The 20,093-nt window shown below is 63.5% G+C and carries 10 protein-coding genes; 1 reads left to right on the forward strand and 9 read right to left on the reverse strand.

Translation table 11 applies throughout. From position 1 onward, the window contains the following. Nucleotides 1-131: 131 nt before the first annotated feature. Nucleotides 132-818 carry a D-lyxose/D-mannose family sugar isomerase gene (locus AC0L3I_RS26475; RefSeq protein ID WP_473487761.1) on the reverse strand — a complete coding sequence of 229 codons (687 nt, stop codon included), beginning with the start codon at nt 816-818 and terminating at the stop codon, nt 132-134. Between the two features lie 150 nt (nt 819-968). Here AC0L3I_RS26475 and AC0L3I_RS26480 point away from each other — a divergent pair, with 150 nt between their 5' ends. Continuing rightward, nucleotides 969-2,027: a D-TA family PLP-dependent enzyme gene (locus tag AC0L3I_RS26480; RefSeq protein WP_473528790.1), complete on the forward strand. Its 1,059-nt coding sequence runs from the start codon at nt 969-971 to the stop codon at nt 2,025-2,027. A 94-nt stretch (nt 2,028-2,121) separates the two neighbouring features. On the opposite strand, the gene AC0L3I_RS26485 is transcribed toward AC0L3I_RS26480, so the two are convergent. The 8 genes from AC0L3I_RS26485 to hutI all read right to left on the reverse strand — a co-directional run bounded on the left by AC0L3I_RS26485 (nt 2,122) and on the right by hutI (nt 20,068). Next, nucleotides 2,122-2,886, reverse strand: a complete 765-nt coding sequence (locus tag AC0L3I_RS26485) for a heme ABC transporter permease (RefSeq protein WP_473528791.1) — start codon at nt 2,884-2,886, stop codon at nt 2,122-2,124. Nucleotides 2,887-3,169: 283 nt separating this feature from the next. Then, nucleotides 3,170-4,942 carry a glucan ABC transporter ATP-binding protein/ permease gene (locus tag AC0L3I_RS26490; protein WP_123147604.1) on the reverse strand — a complete coding sequence of 591 codons (1,773 nt, stop codon included), beginning with the start codon at nt 4,940-4,942 and terminating at the stop codon, nt 3,170-3,172. Between the two features lie 360 nt (nt 4,943-5,302). Continuing rightward, on the reverse strand, nt 5,303-13,864 hold the full coding sequence (locus AC0L3I_RS26495; protein WP_473528792.1) for a glycoside hydrolase family 94 protein: 8,562 nt from the start codon (nt 13,862-13,864) through the stop codon (nt 5,303-5,305). 246 nt (nt 13,865-14,110) lie between these two features. Continuing rightward, entirely contained in the window at nt 14,111-14,698 is a 588-nt protein-coding gene (locus AC0L3I_RS26500) for a HutD/Ves family protein (protein ID WP_473528793.1), read from the reverse strand. A gap of 8 nt (nt 14,699-14,706) precedes the next feature. Further along, nucleotides 14,707-16,377 (reverse strand): urocanate hydratase, encoded by a 1,671-nt coding sequence (gene hutU, locus AC0L3I_RS26505; RefSeq protein ID WP_473487765.1) that lies wholly within the window; start codon nt 16,375-16,377, stop codon nt 14,707-14,709. Nucleotides 16,378-16,417: 40 nt separating this feature from the next. After that, nucleotides 16,418-17,236, reverse strand: coding sequence for an N-formylglutamate deformylase (hutG, locus tag AC0L3I_RS26510; protein WP_473487766.1), 819 nt, complete (start codon nt 17,234-17,236; stop codon nt 16,418-16,420). 64 nt (nt 17,237-17,300) lie between these two features. Continuing rightward, entirely contained in the window at nt 17,301-18,836 is a 1,536-nt protein-coding gene (gene hutH, locus AC0L3I_RS26515) for a histidine ammonia-lyase (RefSeq protein WP_473528794.1), read from the reverse strand. Next, nucleotides 18,833-20,068 (reverse strand): imidazolonepropionase, encoded by a 1,236-nt coding sequence (gene hutI / locus AC0L3I_RS26520; protein ID WP_473487768.1) that lies wholly within the window; start codon nt 20,066-20,068, stop codon nt 18,833-18,835. Before hutI ends, hutH begins: the two co-directional genes overlap by 4 nt. Between the last annotated feature and the right edge of the window lie 25 nt (nt 20,069-20,093).

The raw sequence follows: 20,093 nt of genomic DNA on the forward strand, positions 1-20,093 counted from the left end.
GACCGGCGCGATGCTCGCGGACCAGGATTTCATGGCCGCCGCGCGTCAGGATGTTCCTCGCCTGATCGCCGAAATGCGCAGACTCCGCGCGCTCCTCAATCGAGCAAATTAGAAGGCAGCAAGGCTGCCTCCTAACCCACCCACTTCTCGTAGTCCGACACGAGCAGGTGCAGCGGCGCGACGTCCTCGTCGATGTCCGCGAAGCGGCCGATCGGCTCGCGGAAGACATTGTCGGTGAGATCGTCATTGACCGTCGAAACCTCGCCGATCAGCACATCTTTGCCTTCGGCCCAGAAAGCATGCCAGACGCCCGGCAGCAATGTGACGCTCTCGCCTGGGTCGAGCTTCAGCAGCCCGCCCGCCGGCAGCCTGTGAATGGTGCCGTCGACAGGCACCGATACCTCGGCCTTCGGATCGATGCCGCCATCGCGATCGTGCATGAACAGTTCCAGCACCAGCTTGCCGCCACCACGGTTGATGATGTCCTCGGCCTTGATGTTGTGGCGATGCATTGGCGACAGCTGATCCTTGCGCGAGATCATGATCTTTTCGGCATAGAGCATGCCCATGCCCTTCTTCATGTCCTCGAAGCGACCGTTGCGAACGGTGAACAGGAAGAGGCCGAGCTCGTTGAACTTGCCCTGGCCATAGTCGGTGATGTCCCAGCCGAGCCGGGAGGAGAAGATGGCCGACGAATCCTGCCGACGCGCCTTCATCTGTTCCGGGGTCCAATAGGCGAAGGGCGGCATGATGTAGCCGAACGAACGGATGAAGGCATCGGCGTCGCGGATGATGTCGTTGATTGCGGAGCGTTTCATGGTCGTGGTTCCTTCCAGTCGGCCTAGGCGATCTCCAAACCGAATAGCCGAACGCCGGTGCGGTGTCGACGTAAACTGCATGAGCTGGCCTCATGACATCCGGTTCGATCAAGGTCATAACGGCAACCAGTTTCCTGATGGTGGCATTCCATGCTGAGCATAGGCGATCTCGATACGCCGGCGATCCTGATCGATGTCGACCGCGCCGAAGCCAACATCGCGCGGGCGCAGGCCCACGCCGACCGCCAAGGGCTGAAGCTCAGGCCGCACATCAAGACCCATAAACTGCCTTACTGGGCAAAGAAGCAGATCGCCGCGGGTGCGGTCGGCATCACCTGCCAGAAGATCGGTGAAGCCGAGGTGATGGCCGATGCCGGGCTCACCGACATTTTTCTGCCTTACAACATTCTGGGCAGGGCCAAGCTGGGGCGCCTCAAGGCGCTGCACGGCCGTGTGACGCTGTCGGTTACATCAGACAGCATGGAAACGCTTAACGGGCTCGACGCCACCTTCACCGATCGAGGCCAGCCGCTACATGTACTGGTGGAATGCGACACCGGCAAGGGCCGCTGCGGCGTCCAGTCGGCCAGCGAGGCGGTCGCATTGGCCAGAGAGATCGACAAGGCCAAGGGACTCGCCTTCGGCGGGCTGATGACCTATCCGGCAGCAGGCCGCGCTGCCGAGGCCGAGGCGTGGCTCGCCGATGCGCGCAACGCGCTCGCCGCGTCCGGCCTCGCCTGCCAACGCATCTCCAGCGGCGGCACGCCGGATATGTGGCGCTCGAGCGAGGCTTCCGTTATCACCGAGTACCGCCCCGGCACCTATATCTATCTCGACCGCTACCAGGTCGCCAAGGGCGTCGGAAGCCTCGACGATTGCGCGCTGACGGTGCTGTCGACGGTGGTCAGCCATCCGACGCCGACACGGGCCATCCTCGATGCCGGCAGCAAGGCCTTGTCCAGCGACACGCTGGGGCTGCCCGATTTCGGCGAATTGCTGGGCGTTCCGGGCGCCACCGTCACCGGCCTCAGCGAGGAACACGGCAACATCACGCTTTCCGGCGACGCCAGGCTACGTATCGGTGAGCGCGTGCGCGTCGTGCCTGACCATTGCTGCGTCGTCACCAACCTGTTCGACGAGGTCCACCTGATCGCCGGAGAACGGGTGCTCGAGACGCTGCCGGTGGCGGCGCGCGGCCGCATGGGGTGAGAATCGGTGCGCGGTGCGGACGGAAAGCCAATTGCTTGGCTTTTCGAGCTTCGAACGCCCTGAGCTTGCGAAGGGCCGGGCAAATCTGAATTGGTCAGGCCGATTGCCGTTCGGCCTGCCTCGCTGCGACACGGCGCATGGAAATGACCCGGCGACGTCGGATTTCCGTGCGCATCGCCATCAGGTGCAGCGCGAAGAACAGCACGGTAAAGCCCAGAGCCATCACCAGCAACGGCCGCAACAGGCTGGGATCGATCGTCGGCCCACCGAGCCGGAGCACCGAAGCCGGCTGATGCAGCGTGTTCCACCAGTCGACCGAGAATTTGATGATCGGGATGTTGATGAAGCCGACCAGGGTGATGATTGCGGCGGCCCAGGCGGCGCGCGCCGCGTCATCGAGTGCCCGCGTCAGCGCGATGATGCCGAGATACATCAGAAACAGCACGAACACCGACGTCAGCCGCGCGTCCCACACCCACCAGGTGCCCCACATCGGCTTGCCCCACATCGAACCGGTGATCAGCGCGAGCGCTGTAAAGACGGCGCCGATGGGTGCCGCCGATTTCAGCGCGACGTCGGCCAGCGGATGGCGCCATACCAGCGTGCCCAACGCGAAAACCGCCATCAGCGTGAAACACATCATGGCCAGCCAGGCGAAGGGCACATGGATATACATGATGCGCACGGTGATGCCTTGCTGGAAATCCTCCGGCGCAGTGAAGCTCATATAGAGCCCGGCGGCCAGGATGAGTGTGGCGATGGTCGCAAGCCACGGCACCACCTTGTCGGCCAAACCGACAAACCGCGTCGGGTTGGCGAAATCCATCCAGCCGCTGAGGCGTGAAGTCAGGTCACTCATGCGGCTTTACATAAACCGGCGATGGGTTTGGGGCAACTACAGCGCCGTGTCGCAGGCGGGGCCTTCCTTCTCCCCCTGTGGGCCCCCTGTGGGAGAAGGTAGATCGGCGCGTTAGCGCCGAGCCGGATGAGGGGTGCTGGAAGGATCGAGGCGCGAATGATCCTATCTGCCGTGCGCCTGAATTTCGATTCTGGATGGAGGGTTGCGCTAAGCTGGAGCACCCCTCATCCGGCCGCTTCGCGGCCACCTTCTCCCACAAGGGGAGAAGGGCGAGCTTGGCCGCTCAGGCGGCCTCGTCGGTGATGGTACGGCTGAGGCGGCGGACTTCCTCGTCGTTGAGCAGGCCGCCAGCGCGCAGCAGGCTGGCGAAGCGGCCATTGCGCATCGACAATTCGGCGAACCCACCCATTTCGACCACCTTGCCCTTGTCCATGAACACGACCAGATCGGCATCGCGAACGGTGGTCAGGCGGTGGGCGATGATGAAGGTGGTGCGGCCGCGACGCAATTCGTCGATCGCTTCCTTGACGCGGTCTTCCGTCTCGACGTCAAGCGCGCTGGTCGCTTCATCGAGCACCAGGATGGGCGAATCCTTCAGAACGGCGCGCGCGATCGCGATACGCTGGCGCTCGCCGCCCGAAAGCTGTCCGCCGCGCTCGCCGACGACCGTATCGTAGCCGTTGCTCTTCGACAGGATGAAATCCTGCGCGGCAGCGGCGTTGGCGGCGGCGTGGACCTCATCATAGGTCGCCTCGGCGCGCCCGACCCGGATATTGTCCTCGATCGAGCGGTTGAGAAGGCCCGCATCCTGGAAAACGGTGGCGATCGAGTGGCGCAGCGACTTGCGGGTCACCGTGCGGGTATCGATGCCATCGATCAGGATACGGCCGCTCGACGGCGCAAAGACGCGCTGCAAAAGATTGATGAGCGTGGTCTTGCCTGCGCCCGTCGGACCGACGATGGCCACGGTCTGGCCGGCATGGACCTCGAATGACACGTCGTTCACGCCCTGCCCCGAATTGGCGAATTCGAAGTTGACGTTTTCAAAACGCACATGACCAGTGACGTTGACCAGATCACGCAACCCGTCCGGCTCGGCGGCGTCGGCCGCGGAGTCCTCAAGGCGGTAAAATTCCTCGAGCTTGGCCCTGGCTTCCGAAATCTGGTTGGCGAAGGCCGACATCTGGTCGAGCCGGGCAATCAGCAGCGTGGCAAAGCCGGTAAAGGCGATGACGTCACCGATACGCAATTGGCCATGCATGACCAGATAGGAGCCGATCAACAGCACGACCATCATCGAAATGGTCGACGACAGGCGGTGCAGAGCGTTGGCCAGTGCCCACCAGTCGAGCACCGGATACTGGGCATCAAGCAGATTCTTGACATAACGCTTCAAGGCGTCGGTCTCGTGGCCGATGCGATTGTAGCTCTGCAGCACGGCGACATTGCTGACCGAGTCGCTCACATGTGCGAACACTTGGTGAAAGTGCCGTTCCACGGACGCCTGGCCTTCCCTGGTACGACGCATCACCAGCCGCCCGATCCCGACGTACAGCGCGCCCAGCGCCAGCAGGACCATCGACATGCGAATATCCATGCTGAGCGCCGTCGGCACCAGCAGAACCAGTGCGACAACGGTGGACAAATGCTGCCTCATGAACTCGAGCCAGAGACTGAACAAGGTCTCGACCGCGCGCAGAAGCGTATGCAGGGAATTGGAGGTGCCGCGCTGATGATGCCAAGCAAGCGGCATGGTGATCACGCGCTCGAATGACTGGCAAAGAACCTCGCTGCGCCGTGCATGGGCAAAGCGGTCAGCGCCGCGCGCCACCAGAACGAAGGCGACGACGTTGAAGACGCCGATACCGGCCCATACGGCGAGCGTCGAAAAGACCGAGCCGCCGTCCGAAATAGCATCGATCACCCGTCCGAACATGATCGGCTCAAGGATGGCGATAATGGCAAGCGCGACATTCGCTCCGCAGATAAACGCTACGCGTTTCCTGTCGGCGGCGAGATAACCAAGCGCTCTCCAGTAGATCTGCAGAAGGGACACTTCAGCTACTCCGGCAAATTGTTATTGTGCACTGCATCATTTTCTGACTCGTACCTGTTGACGTGTCGCGAAACAATGCTCGTGTACCCCTTCAGTTCCCAATTCGCGAACAAAAGATGGCGACGCTGCGAAATCTGTCGTGATCACCTAACGGTTTGAGAAAAAAGGTAAAATGTCAGCCTTGCGGCAGAATCGTGGCAGGCTGCAAGCACTGCCGCAATTTTAATCAGCAACTGGTTATGTACGGATCACAAAAGCCTGCATCGGCTTTTTGGAGAGCTCATGCGCAATAGAATTTCTAGAGCACGCTTAAACAACGCGCGCCCCCAAGACGTGCAAAGACGCTCCAAATCCTTGAAACTACGCCGGTATCCTGACGACCACCTCAGCATTGTCGCCGGCTTTCGGTTCGAAAGACGAAGCCTTCGTCTTTTTACCATCTACCTCAAGCGAGATGGCTTTGACCTTGGCGTCGCGGACAACGCGAACCCTGAGTTCGGCCCCCAGCACCTTGAGCGTTGCTGTATAACCATCCCAATGGCTGGGGAGTTTCGGCCTGAACTGGATGCGCTCGCCCCTGCGCTCAATGCCGAGGATGCCCTCGACCGCCGCGCGGTAAAGCCAGCCGGCCGAGCCGGTATACCAGGTCCAGCCGCCGCGGCCGCCCTTGCCTTGCCCGGCGTAGACGTCGGCCGCGACGACATAAGGCTCGACGCGGTAGTGCTCGGCAGCGGCTTCGTCGAGCGCGTGGTTGACCGGGTTGAGCATCGAGAGACAGCGGTAGGCGTCGTCGGTGCGCCCCATTTCGGCGAGCGCAATGACGAACCATGTCGCCGCGTGGGTGTACTGGCCGCCGTTTTCACGGACACCCGGCGGGTAGCTCTTGATGTAGCCTGGGTTCTGTTCCGTCCTGGAGAAGGGCGGGGTGAAAAGCTTGACGATCTTGAGCTCGTCGTCGACGAGCATTTTCAATGCCTGCTGCATCGCCGTCGTCGACCGCGCCGGATCGCCCTCTCCCGACAGCACGCTCCACGACTGGGCAATCGAGTCGATCTTGCACTCCTGCGAACCGCGCGACCCCAGCGGCGTGCCGTCGTCGAAACTGCCGCGACGATACCATTCACCATCCCAGGCGGTGCTTTCCAACGCCCGCTTCAGCACGTCGGCGTGTTTTGTCCAGGCTTGCGCACGCTTGGTATCGCCTTCCGCCTTGGCGACAGGTGCAAAGTCTCCCAGCGTCTTCAGCAGGAACCAGCCCAGCCAGACGCTCTCGCCCTTTCCGTGCTCGCCGACATGGTTCATGCCGTCGTTCCAGTCGCCACCGAGGATCAGCGGCAGTCCGGCGGAGCTGCTGCGCTTGATGGCAAGGTCAAGTGCACGTGCGCAATGATCATAGAGTGAAGCGGTCTTCTTCGATATCTCCGGGGTGAAGAAGGCGTCGTGCTCGCCTTCTTCCAGAGGCGGCCCGTCGATGAAGGGCAGTTGTTCCCTGAGGATCGGGGTATCGCCGGTCACCTGCAAGTAGTGTGCCGTGGCATAGGCGAGCCAGACCACGTCGTCGGAAATCATGGTGCGGACGCCTGCCTCGGTGCGCGGCAGCCACCAATGCTGCACGTCGCCTTCGGGGAATTGCCGCCGCGCCGCGTTGAGGATCTGGTCGCGCGCCAGTTTCGGATCATGGACAAGCAGGGCCAGCGTGTCCTGCAACTGATCGCGGAAGCCAAAGGCGCCGCTCGCCTGGTAAAACGCCGAGCGGGCGCGGATGCGGCAGGCAAGGCTCTGATAGGGCAGCCAGTGGTTGACCATGGCGTTGAGGGCTTTGTCCGGCGTCTCGACCTGGATGGTGCCGAGAAACCCTCGCCAGGTGCGTTCATTGTCAGCCAGCCGCTGATCGAAATCCTTGCTGCAATGATGCTGTACCAGCGCGCTGGCTTCCTCGGCAGAGGCTGCATCGCCGAGCAGCCAGAGCAGCGTCACGTCGCCGCCGGCAGGGATGTCGACGTCGCGTGCAATTGCAGCACAAGGATCGTCGCCCGCCTCGACGCGGCCCGACAGGCTTGCGCCGCTGAGCACGGCATGCGGAAGTTCGCTGGTGCCGTGGCGACCGATGAACTCGCCGCGGTCGGCCGTCACCGAGTGTGCCGCGCCGTCGGCGGCCAGGAAGGCGACCCGCTCGCTGAAGTCGAGCCCGTAGGGATTTTGCGCCAGCAACGCGCCCGTCGCAGCATCCCTGGATGGAACGATGGTCGCCGCCGTGCGCGAACGATGGCTGCCAAGAACCCATTCCGCGTAGGCATAAACGCGCAGGCGCGCCGGCACCGAACCCGAATTCTGGATGCGCAATCGGGAGATTTTCACCGGATCGACAGGATCCACCACATGGGTCAGGTCCATCGACAGCGGTCCGCGCTTCGAACGGAAGGTCGAAAAACCCTGTCCGTGCCATGTTTCGTAGGTCATGGCGGGATCGCGCACCACTGCGGCCAGCGGCGCGAACGCCCGGCCGTTGGCATGATCGTAGATATAGATGCCCTCGCCGGGCCGGTTGGTGACCGGGTCATTCGCCCACGGCGTCAGTTGATAGTCGCGGCTGTTTCGGCTCCAGGTGAAAGCAGCACCTTCAGCCGAAACATGGAAACCGAACGAGGCGTTGGAGACGACGTTGATCCAGGGCTGCGGCGTCGTGCGCCGGCCAGCAAGGCGCACGACATAGTGGCGTCCGTCGCCCTCGAAGCCGCCAAAACCGTTCCACTGGTTGAGCCCGCTGCCGTCGGCGCTGCCTTCGACCGAGGCCTGGGCAGCCCATGTCTGTGGCGCCGGCGGAGACGGTTCACGAAGCGCTGCTGCACCTGCCGGCTGCAAAGCGTCCCGCGCTTGCAGCGCAGCGGCCTCGGCGCGCTCGATCTGATCGAAGATGGTGCCGTTTCGCGTGTGCAGGGCGACGCGGGCGACGGCGAGCAGCGTCTTGTAGGTCGTCTCGTCCATCAGATCGCGGCGCACCGCGAAGATGTGCTGGCGGGGTCCGAGTTCCTTGCCGCGCAGGCGGCTGTTTTCGCACAGCGTCTCGACTGCCCGTTGCAGATCCTGCACGTAGGATGAAGCCTGCTCGTTGACGACGACAAAGTCGATCATCATGCCGCGGGCGCGCATATATTCCTGGAAGCGGAGCGCCTGGGCAACGATTTCGAGATCGGCGACATCACCGATCCTGACCAAGAAAATCGGAAAGTCGCCGGATATGCTGGTCGGCCACAGGCCCGACTGCTTGCCGAGCCCGGAAGCGATCGATTCGGCCGGAAGGCGCAGGAACGGATCAGGATAGATCAGATAGCGCGCCAGGTTCTGCACATTGGCGGCATCGGCAAGGCTGAGGCCGAGATGACGGGTCTGCACCTGTGAGCGGGTCCAGGCGAGCATCGCCTGGCGGGCGAAGGCTTCCGGATGATCGAGCCGCGCAATGGCATCTTCGAGTTCGGCACGGTCGGCGCCGACGGCAGTCCAGAAGGTCAGCGATATCTTCTTGTTGGCCGGCACGCGCACCTGTCGGCGAAGTGCTGCGACCGGATCCAGCGTGAAGCCGGAATGGCCGCCAAGCTTGGCGCCGGGATCGAAGGCGGCGGCCGCGACAATGGTGCGGCCGCGGCCGATGAAGGCGCGCCGGTCGGTCTCGGCTTCGGCGTCGCGCGTCGACCCAGACGGGTCGGTGACGAAATGCACCATGGTGACATCAGGCTCGTCCGTTTCCCGCTTGCGTCTTGTGGCGAAGATCGCCCCATTATTCGCAGCGATTTCGGTTTCCACGAACATTTTCGAGAAGGCCGGATGCGCATTGTCGGATGCGTCGGAGCCCAGCACCAGTTCGGCAAAGGAGGTCACTTCGATATGCCGATCGACGGGGCCGTCATTGTAGAGCGTCACCCGCCGGCCTTCGCCGTTTCCTTCCGAGATGACGATGCATTCGACCTCCGAACGCAGTGATCCCACCGACTTGATGAAACTCGCCTTGTCGTCGGAGAACAGCGTCTGCACTTCTTCGTCGGTGGCACGCTTTGGCTCGGCGGTGGCCGACCACCAGTCGCCGGTGCCGGCGTCGCGCAGGAAGATATAGGAGCCAAGCCGATCCTCGGTTGGATCCGGCTGCCAGCGCGTGACGGCGAGCTCGCCCCAGCGGCTATAGCCGGAGCCGGTCGCGGTGACCATGACCGAGTAGCGGCCGTTGGACATGACGCTGGTCGAACGCAGCGCCTTGAGCGGATTGAGCACGATGCGCGTGTCGGGGCTCTCGACTTCCGTTTCGTCCTTCGACCGTTCGTCGGCCTCGGTCCTGACGGTGGCGGTCGGGATGTCGCGCGGCGCCCTTTCCTGCAGCAGCAACTCGGCCGACTCGATCACCGGATCGCTGTGGAAGCGGTCGCGCAGGCGTCCTTCGAAGATGGCGTCGGCAACGGCGGCGATCGACATGCCGGAATGGTGGGCCATGTAGTTCAGCACAACGACATGGTCGGTGCCCTCCGGCACGCGCTGCGGCGTGAAATCGACCGCATCGTAGAAGCCGTGCCGGCCAAGGGCGCCGAGCTGCCTCAGCCTGGCCAGGTTCTGCACCGATTCACGCGGGGTGAACTGCGCCGCCAGCACGGTCGCATAAGGCGCAATCACCGTGTTCTGGCCAAGACCTCGCTTCAGGCCCAGCCCGGGCACGCCGAAATTGGTGTACTGGTAGGTCAGTTCGCGGTCGCGGGCATTGTAGGCCGCTTCCGAAATCCCCCAGGGCACGTTCTTTGAGCGGCCGTACTGGATCTGACGTTTGATGATGAGCTTGCTGGTCTGGTTGAGGATGCTGCCTTGCGGCTCCTTCATCACCAACGGCGGCATCAGATACTCGAACATCGAGCCTGACCAGGACATCAGCGCGCCCTTGAACCCGATCTCGACGATCGGCCGGCCGAGGTGGAACCAGTGCTCCGTCGGCAGATCGCCCTTGGCGATGGCGAACAGGCTGGTCAGCCGCGCCTCGGAAGCCAGGAGGTCGTAGCAGCTTTCGTCGAGCTGATGCTCCTCGACCCGGTAGCCGATCGACAGAAGCTTGCGTTCCTTCCGCATGAGGAAGGAGAAATCCATCTCGAAGGCGAAGCGACGCGTGCGCTCGCGCAACGAAAGAAGCTTGGCCCGCAAGGCTTCGACGGCATTGTCGTCGCTATGCGCGTCATGGACATGCGCTTCGCAGGTGGCTTCCAGTCTCGCCGCCCAGTCGGCGATGGTGTCGCTCTGTGTCGATACGGCCTCGGTATGGATGGCGATGGCGAGCTTGCGAATCTCGCCGGCCAGAACAGCCAGGTTGATGGTGCGGATCGATGCCATCTCGGGCTGTGCCTTGATCGATTCGACCGCCCGCCGCATGCCGTCGAGGCGATCGGCGAGCCGCTGGCGCAACGGCCGCAACTGGCGACGGTCGTCAGGCAACTCCGCCAGGCTTTCGTCGAGGATCGTCACCGTATCGAGGATACCCTCGAAGTCGCCCTGAAGGTGGACCGCAGGCGCTTCCGCCCATTCGGCGCAGGCGGCCGCCACCGCCACCAGATGGCCGGCAAGATTGCCGCTATCGACGGCGGAAATGTAGAGCGGATAGAGCGGTTTCAGCGTCGTCGTGTCATACCAGTTGAAGAGATGGCCGCGCTCACGCGGCATGCTCTCGATAGTCGACATCGTCGCGTCGATGCGGGTGGTCGCGTCGGACAGGCTGATCCAGCCGAAGTCGCGCGCCGAAATCACCGACAGGAGATAGACGCCGATATTGGTCGGCGAGGTGCGGGGCGCCACGACAGGCGCCGGACTTTCCTGGAAATTGTCGGGCGGCAGATTGTGATGCTCGGCCGTCACGAAGGTCTCGAAATAATGCCATGTGCGCCGCGCAACCGTGCGCAGCGCATGGATGTCCGCCGCCGATATGCGCAAACGGTCCTCGGTTTCGGCCGAGCGGCTGATCCAGAAGGCGAAGGCCGGCGAACCGATCCAGAACAGCGCGAAGAAGAAGGCAACGAAAGCTCCGGTGGAATCGGCCAGAACAGGGATGGCAAGGCCGACGACGCCGACAATCACTGCGCCATACATTATGCCGTAATAGGAGCCGAGATCGTTGTCGCCGTTCTTCTGCGCCTGCGAGGCAGTGCGCCACTCGAGCAGGTTCTGGCGACTGACGAACAAACGGTAGAGCGTGCGAATGATGGCATCGCCCATCATCCAGGCCAGATGCGCCATCAGCACGATCTTCAGCGCTACCAGGGCGGTGCCGAAGACAACGTCGCGCGCCAGCGCCGAGAAATGGCCGCGCGGCGTCTGGTCGCCGCTTTTCGGCAGGATGGCGTGGACGATGTCGAATGTCGGCGCCATGAACAGTGTGAGGATCAACAGCGCTTGCCATTGCGCGGCCTGCGTGAAAGGCAGCAATGTCCAGCCGGCGATCGCCGCCATCACCCAGAAGATCGGCGTCAGCGAGCGCCGCAGATTGTCGACCATCTTCCAGCGCGACAGCGCCGGCACGCCGGAGCGTGGATCGAGAATGAAGCCCAGAAGCTGCCAGTCGCCGCGTGCCCAGCGATGGTGGCGCGACGCGTCGACCGAATAGCGGGTCGGATAGTCCTCGACCAGTTCGACGTCCGTGACCAGCGCCGCGCGTGCCAAGGCGCCTTCGAGCAGATCGTGGCTGAGGATGGTGTTTTCTTCGATGCGGCCCTTCAGCGCCGCTTCGAAGGCGTCGACGTGATAGAGGCCCTTGCCGGTGAAGGAGCCGTCGCCGAAGACGTCCTGGTAGATATCCGAGACGGCAAATACGTAGGGATCGAGGCCGCGATTGGCGGAAAAGACCCGCTGGAAGAAGGATGCGTCGTCGCCGCTGGTCAGCGAGGCGGTGATGCGCGGCTGCAGGATGGTGTAGCCGGCGGTGACAACGCGCTTTGCCGCATCGTAATGCGGGCGGTTGAGCGGATGGCAAAGCTTGCCAACCAAACTGGCGACGGCATCGCGGGTGGTGCGCGTGTCGGCGTCCAGCGTCATCACATGGATGACGTTTTCAGGCAGCGGCACATCCAGCGGCAGGAAGGTGGTGTCGCTGTCACCGCGCAGCAGAAGGTTCAGTTCGTGCAACTTGCCGCGCTTGCGTTCCCAGCCCATCCAGGCGCCCTGGGATTCATTGTAGAGCCGCCGGCGATGCAGGACGTAGAAACGCGGCGCGCCTTCGCTGGGATAGCGGGCGTTCAGCCGTGCGATCTCGTCGCGAGCATATTGGAGGATCTCAATATCCGCCGCATCGATTTCGGTTTTGCTGTCCGGCCAGTCCGAAAGCAGAGCGAAATGGATTTCGTCCGCGGTGTTGGCCAGGTGATGCACTTCGATGTTGCGGATGTTCTCCTCGACGTCGTCGCGCGAGCCGATCAGCGACGGCACCACCACCAGCGTGCGCGCCTCGGGCGGCATGCCGCGTCTGTAGTCGTAGCCGACAAGGCGGGTGGGCTTCAGGAACAACGATACGACGGTGTTGAAGAAGGCAAGCGCGCCTTCGCTGGCCGGCACGGCAAACAGCGCCAGCATCAAGACGATCGACGGTATGGCCAGGCCGAGATTGGCAAGGGCGTTGCCGGAGAGGACCAGAAGCAGGACCGTCAGCGCGAACACCGGCACGACAATGCCCAGCCATCCGGTCTTGCCGAACGCCCGTTTGATCGTGACGCTGACGGTCGGCCGATAGCCGATCGCTTTTTCCAGTTCCAGGCGGCGCGGGCCGACGAGAAAGAACCCGACGTCGGTGTGAGCGGTCGGACCGGTGCCGGTGGTATCGGCGACAGCGGCATGGCCGGCGAGTTCGATCGCCTTTTCAGCGACGCGGAATTCGGAACGATCGGAGCGGCGCGCCATTTCCTCGATCGCGGTCCGGTACTGGTCGCGCGAGAAGAAATCGAGCGCGGCGAAATCGGTGCGCTCGCGCAGCAAGGTGTCGATGCGGCTGACACCTTCGAACCAAACCGTCCAGTCGATATCGTTGATGAGCCTGAGGCCGCGGATGATGTTACCGGTGGTTACATTGCCACCGGACAGCGTGCGATGCTCGCTGATGATGATTTCCTCGGCATCGGAGCCGGACTTTTCAAGCTCGCCCTCCAGCCATTCCAACGCCCTGCCGGCATTTTGCGACCCGTCGCGCAGGCGGTAGAGCAATTGGGTGGCAAAGGTGGTGTCCTGTGCATGGGCGACGTAGTTCGACAGGATCGCCTGACGGTCGGCGCTGTCGTCGATCGCCAGCACGCGGTCGGCGACCTCGTTGGCAATCTGGCGCATCTGGCGGGTACGACTGACCCGGACCGCGATCCGGCGAAGATTTTCGATCAGAACGAAGCGCAGCAGCGATGGCAGCGCCCAGAGTTCGCCGATCTTCAGTGGCTCGACGGACTGAAAGCCTTCGACGATCGCCTTGAACATGGTCGCTGAGACGGAACTGTCCGAATGCGCGACATAGGTCCAGGCCAGCGCAAGCGCGCGCGGCACGCTGGCGCCGTCGGACAGTTTCAGGGTCGGTAACTGCCGATAGAAACGGCGCGGCAGGTCGCGCTTGACCTGGAAGATGGTTTCTTCGACCAGATAGTTGTTGTCGAGCAGCCATTGCGCCGCCGGCGTGATCGTCTCGCCTCTCGCCTGCGCGGCATTGGTCGAGCGATAGACTTCGAGGATCTTGCTGGCGCTGTCGCGGACGCGTGGCTGGAAATCGAACGACTCCAGGCCGAACAGATCCTTGACGTCACCCTTGGCGAGGCTTGCACCCAACGTGCGCAGGCGCTCTTCCGGCAGGAAATTGGAGCGTATCGGCTCTTCTGTAATGGCCGGGAAGCCCGCGCTCGTTTTTTCCATTTGGGTGGGGGCCGTCTGAATATTCATTGAAAATTCCGTATGAGGGACGCATAGCGGCGTCACCGCCACGGCAATGTCCCTAAAACCGATTCAAATGCAATTGGTTGCATCGAAACACGGGCCGAAAGTTTGTTTTCGCACCACAACTTTCAGACGATCATCCCCTCGCTGCCGTCGGGACTTGATCGACGGAAGGATTCGGGCTTTTTCGTGATGTGGGCTTGAGCTTACGGCATATTTCGCCGGTGTTGCGATCATGTTTCGAAACAGGCGTTAATCGTTTGCAGCAACCCGTTCGATCCTGATCACGAACAGCGTCGCCGTTCGGGCAGGCTCCAGGCGCCATTTTAGGGCGTCCGGCCCGAGCAACAGCGTGTCGCGCGGCCCGATGCGGACAGGCGTCGCGCCGGCCACCGTGATCTCGCCGTCAAAACACAGGATGAGGGTCGCGTCGGCCACCGACTGGATATCTGTCGGGGCCGAAATCACCACGCGCTCGACTGCGTGGGTCATCCGTCCGCGCCGCGTCATGACGTTGAGATCGGTGATCGGACCGGCGATCAGCGCCGCTTGCGTCGGCACATCGGCCGGAAAGGAAAGTGGGGCGGAAGCTTTGGTCACCGTAGCCGCCGGGCGGCCGGCGATATCAAGGATGATCCCTTCGCCTTCCAGCACGGCCAAGGTTCGGTCCACTCCGGCAAACCCGGAGAATGGCCCGCCGCTTTCAACGCGAGCCATGGAGATGCGCCAGTCGAAATCGTCGAGCGCAGCACCTGCGGGCGAGACGGCGATTTCCGTCGTCACCCCGCCGCCGTTCTTCCACGGCATAGACCGGTATTCGGCTGCCCGGAGAATGCGCAAGGCGCGGCTCAGCCGAGAATGCCGGGCAGGTTGAGTTGGTGCTCCCTGGCGCAGTCGATCGCGATGTCATAGCCGGCATCGGCGTGGCGCATGACGCCGGTTGCGGGGTCGTTCCACAGCACCCGCTCCAGGCGTTTGGCCGCTTCGCGTGTGCCGTCGGCGACGATGACCATGCCGGCATGCTGCGAAAAACCCATGCCGACGCCGCCGCCATGATGAAGCGATACCCAGGTTGCGCCGGAGGCGGTGTTGAGCAGCGCATTGAGCAACGGCCAGTCGGACACGGCGTCGGAGCCGTCCTTCATCGATTCGGTCTCGCGGTTCGGCGAGGCAACCGAGCCGGAATCAAGATGATCGCGGCCGATGACCACCGGCGCCTTGAGCTCGCCCTTCGCCACCATCTCGTTGAAGGCGAGGCCGAGCCGGTGGCGGTCGCCGAGACCGACCCAGCAGATGCGCGCCGGCAGACCCTGGAACGCGATGCGCTCACGCGCCATGTCGAGCCAGTTGTGCAGGTGGGTGTTGCCGGGCGTCAATTCGCGGACCTTGGCGTCGGTCTTGTAGATGTCCTCGGGATCGCCTGAGAGGGCTGCCCAGCGAAACGGGCCGATGCCGCGGCAAAACAGCGGTCGGATGTAGGCCGGCACGAAACCCGGGAAGGCAAAGGCGTTCTCGAATCCTTCCTCCTTTGCCACCTGACGGATGTTGTTGCCGTAGTCGAGCGTCGGCACGCCGGCGTTCCAGAACGCCACCATCGCCTCGACATGTTCGCGCATCGACGCGCGCGCTGCCTTTTCGACCGCCTTCGGGTCGCTGGTGCGCTTCTCGCGCCACTCGGCGAGCGACCAGCCCTTGGGCAGATAGCCGTTGAGCGGATCATGCGCCGACGTCTGGTCGGTGACCAAGTCGGGGCGCACGCCGCGCCGCACCAGTTCTGGCACGATGTCGGCGGTGTTGCCGACCAGGCCGACCGATTTCGCCTCGCCGGCCCTGGTCCAGCGCTCGATCTTTTCCAGCGCCTCGTCGAGCGTGTCGGCGCGTTCGTCGACATATCGGGTGCGCAGCCTGAAATCGATGCGGTCGGGATCGCATTCGATTGCCAGGCAGCAGGCGCCGGCCATGACCGCAGCCAGCGGCTGTGCGCCGCCCATGCCGCCGAGGCCGCCGGTCAGGATCCATTTGCCCCTGAGATTGCCGCCATAATGCTGGCGGCCGGCCTCGACGAAGGTCTCGTAGGTGCCCTGCACGATGCCCTGCGTGCCGATGTATATCCACGAGCCGGCCGTCATCTGGCCGTACATCATCAGGCCCTTCTTATCGAGATCGTTGAACTTCTCCCATGTCGCCCAGTGCGGCACGAGATTGGAATTGGCGATCAGCACGCGCGGCGCATCGGTGTGAGTCCGAAACACGCCGACAGGCTTGCCGGACTGCACCAGAAGCGTCTCGTCATCTCTAAGCGTCTTCAGAGAGGCGACGATGCGATCAAAGTCGTTCCAGGTGCGCGCCGCCCGGCCGATGCCGCCATAGACAACCAGTTCGTTGGGGTTTTCGGCGACGTCGGGATCGAGATTGTTCATCAGCATGCGCAACGGCGCTTCCGTCAGCCATGTGCGGGCGTTGAGCTCGCTGCCGCGCGGGCTGCGGACTTCGCGGATGTTATGTCGAGGATCGGTCATGGCGTCACTGTCCCTTTCGAATGAGCTGTGCGACGGAGCGTCAGCGCCCGGCCCAGGCAATCGCGCTTTCCAGGATCCGCTTCAGCGTGGCGCGGATCGGCGCGGCGAATGCGGGGTTGTAAGGCACCGGCCAATTGTCGGGCGTCCCTTTGCCCTCAGGCTCGTGCATATAGCCGCGGTTGGAGAGTTCCATCTGCAGCGCATGGACGCCGTTTTGCGGCTGGCCGAAATTGCGCGTAATCCAGCCGCCCTTGAAGCGGCCATTCACCACGTATGTCTCGCCGGTTCCGGCGAGGATTTCGTCGACCATCGCCTGCAAGGCAGGATCGGCGCTCTTGCCGTCATTGGTGCCGAGATTGAACACCGGCAACGTGCCCTCGAACAGCCGCGGCAGCACCGAGCGGATCGAATGGCAGTCATAGACGACGATCTTCTGATGCAGGGCGCGTAGCCCGTCGATCTCGGCCTGCAGGGCGGCATGGTAAGGCACAAAGTATTTTTTGCGGCGCTCGTCGACCTCCGGCGGTCCAGGCTCCTCTCCGGCGCGATAAAGCGGATCGCCATCGAACGTTTCGGTCGGGCAGAGCCCGGTCGTCGCCTGGCCGGGATAGAGCGAGGCGCCGGACGGGTCACGATTGACGTCGATGACGGTGCGCGAGATCGCCGTATGCACCACCGTCGCGCCGAGGTCTTCGGCAAAGTCATAGAGCTTGTCGATCCACCAGTCGGCGTCGCGGCGGCCGAGCCAGGGCGACACCAGCCGGTCCTCAAGACCGGCGAGATCGATGCCGGTATGCGGGATCGAGACCAGCAGGGGTGCCGTGCCTTGGGTGACGGTGAGCCAGGAGGGTAAAGTCATGAGAAATCCCCCCGCGCTGGCGCTCTACGGCGCGAAGGATCGCGACCTATCGACGTGTGCGTTCTCACGACGCAATTCCCGGCAGCGCCACCGCCCCCGCCGCCTTCACCGCAGCGCCATTGCGCACCATAGCGATGGCCTTTTCCATGTCGGGGTGGAAATGCCGGTCATTGTCGAGATGCGGCACCTCGGCCCTGACCAGCCTGCGCACCGCTTCGAGCGGCGCACTCGACGCCAGCGGCGCATGAAAATCGCAGCCTTGCGCGGCGGCCAGCAATTCGATGCCGACGACCGCCGTCGCATTCTCAACCATGCCGATCAACCGGCGCGCGCCATGTGCTGCCATCGAGACGTGGTCTTCCTGGTTGGCCGAGGTCGGGATCGAATCAACGCTGGCCGGATAGGCCTTCTGCTTGTTTTCCGAGACGAGTGCCGCTGCCGTCACTTGCGGGATCATGAAGCCGGAATTCAGCCCGGGCTTCGGCGTCAGGAAGGCCGGCATGCCCGACAACGCCGGGTCGACCAGCATGGCGATGCGCCGTTCCGACAGCGAGCCGATCTCGCAGACGGCGAGTGCGATCATGTCGGCGGCGAAGGCCACCGGCTCGGCGTGGAAATTGCCGCCGGAAAGCGCGGTGTCGTCCTCGGCGAAGATCAGCGGATTGTCGGTGACGCCGTTGGCCTCGGTGCCCAGCGTGTCGGCGGCCTGGCGCAGCACGCTCAGCGCAGCGCCCATCACCTGCGGCTGGCAGCGCAGGCAGTACGGATCCTGCACGCGCTCGTCGCCGACCCGGTGCGATTCACGGATGGCGCTGCCGGCCATCAGGTTGCGCAGCGCCTCGGCCGCCTCGATCTGGCCAGGATGCTTCCTGAGGAGATGGATGCGCGGATCGAAGGGGGCGTCGGAGCCTTTGGCGGCATCGGTCGAAAGCGCACCGGCGACGAGCGCCGACTGGTAGAGCACTTCGGCGTCGAACAGGGCGGCCAACGCGTAGGCGGTCGAGAATTGCGTGCCGTTGAGCAGCGCCAACCCTTCCTTGGCGCCAAGCGTGACCGGCTCCAGCCCGTGCGAGACAAAGGCGACCTTGGCCGGGAACCGGCCATGCGGGGTAAAACATTCGCCGACGCCGATCATTACCGCGGTCATATGCGACAGCGGAGCAAGGTCGCCGGAGGCGCCGACCGAGCCTTGCGCCGGCACCACCGGAATGACGTCATTGGCCAGCATTGCTTCCAGCAATTCGATCGTCTGCGGCCGCACGCCGGAAGCGCCCTGCGCCAGGCTGGCCAGCTTCAGCGCCATCATCAGCCGGGTGATCGCAACCGGGATAGGCTCGCCGACGCCGGCAGCATGCGACAGCACGATGTTGCGTTGAAGGGTCTCGAGGTCGGCGGCGGGGATGCGGACGCTGGCCAATTTGCCAAAGCCGGTGTTGATGCCATAGACCGGCTCACCCCGGTCGACGATCCGCGCAACCGCCTCGGCGCTGGCCTTGATTTTTGGCCGGCAGGCAGCGTCCAGCTTCGGCGCGGCACCACGATAGATTTCGCGCCAGTCGGCCAGCGTTGTGTTGCCCGGCTTGAGTTTGAGTTCGCTCATCGTCCTCTCCAGATGCGGGCATGCAGCGGGTTAAAGCCCATGCGGTAGACGAGCTCGGCCGGGCGCTCGATGTCCCAGATCGCCATGTCGGCTGATTTTCCAGCCTCCAGCGTGCCGGTTTTTCCGAGCAGTCCGAGCGCGCGTGCGGCCTCGCGGGTGACACCGGCAAGGCATTCGTCGACGGTCAGACCGAACAGAGTCGCCGCCATGTTCATGGTCAGCAGTAGCGAGGTCAGCGGCGAAGTGCCGGGATTGCAGTCGGTGGCGACCGCCATTCTGACGCCGTGCTGGCGAAACAGGCCGATCGGCGGCTTCTTGGTCTCGCGGATGAAATAATAGGCGCCGGGCAGGATCGTCGCCACGGTTCCTGCCTTCGCCATCGCCGCCGCACCCGCTTCGTCAGTGTATTCGAGATGGTCTGCCGATAGCGCGCCATATCGTGCGGCGAGTTCCGCGCCATGCAGATTGGACAGCTGGTCGGCATGGAGCTTGACCGGCAGGCCTGCTGCTTTCGCCGCGTCGAACAGGCGAGAAATCTGCTCGGGCGAAAAGGCGATGCCTTCGCAAAAGCCGTCGACGGCATCGGCCAGGCCCTCGGCAGCGACGGCCGGCAAAATCTCTTTTGCGACCCGGTCGATAAAAGCGTCCTTGTCGCCTTTCGCCTCGGGCGGCAGCGCGTGAGCCCCGAGGAAGCTCGTCCTTACTGTGACTGGACCATGTTCGCCCAGGAGCCGCGCGGCACGCAGCGATTTCTGCTCGTTTTCGAGATCGAGCCCGTAACCCGACTTGATCTCGATGGTGGTGAGACCCTCGGCGATCAGCGCATCGAGGCGCGGCAGCGACTGCGTAACCAGTTCGTGCTCGCTGGCAGCGCGCAGCGCCTTGACCGACGAGACGATGCCGCCGCCGGCCTTGGTGACCTCTTCATAGGTGGCGCCGGCCAGCCGCATCTCGAATTCGTTGGCACGGTTGCCGGCATGGACCAGATGGGTGTGGCAGTCGATCAAGCCGGGCGTGATCCAGCGGCCCTTGCAATCGACAATCTCGGCGTCTTGCAAAAGTGCTGCCGCCATGTCGGCTTCCGGGCCGGCATAGACGATCACGCCATCGCGTGCGGCGATCGCACCGTGTTCGACGATGCCAAGTCCGGCGACGCTTTCAGCCATGGTTGCCAGGCGCGCATTGCGCCAGAGGCGAACCTCCCCTGCCCGGCTTTTGCTCTCTCCAGCCATTATCTTTTCCGTTTCAATCGGCGGC

This window comes from Mesorhizobium sp. WSM4840, assembly GCF_055811755.1.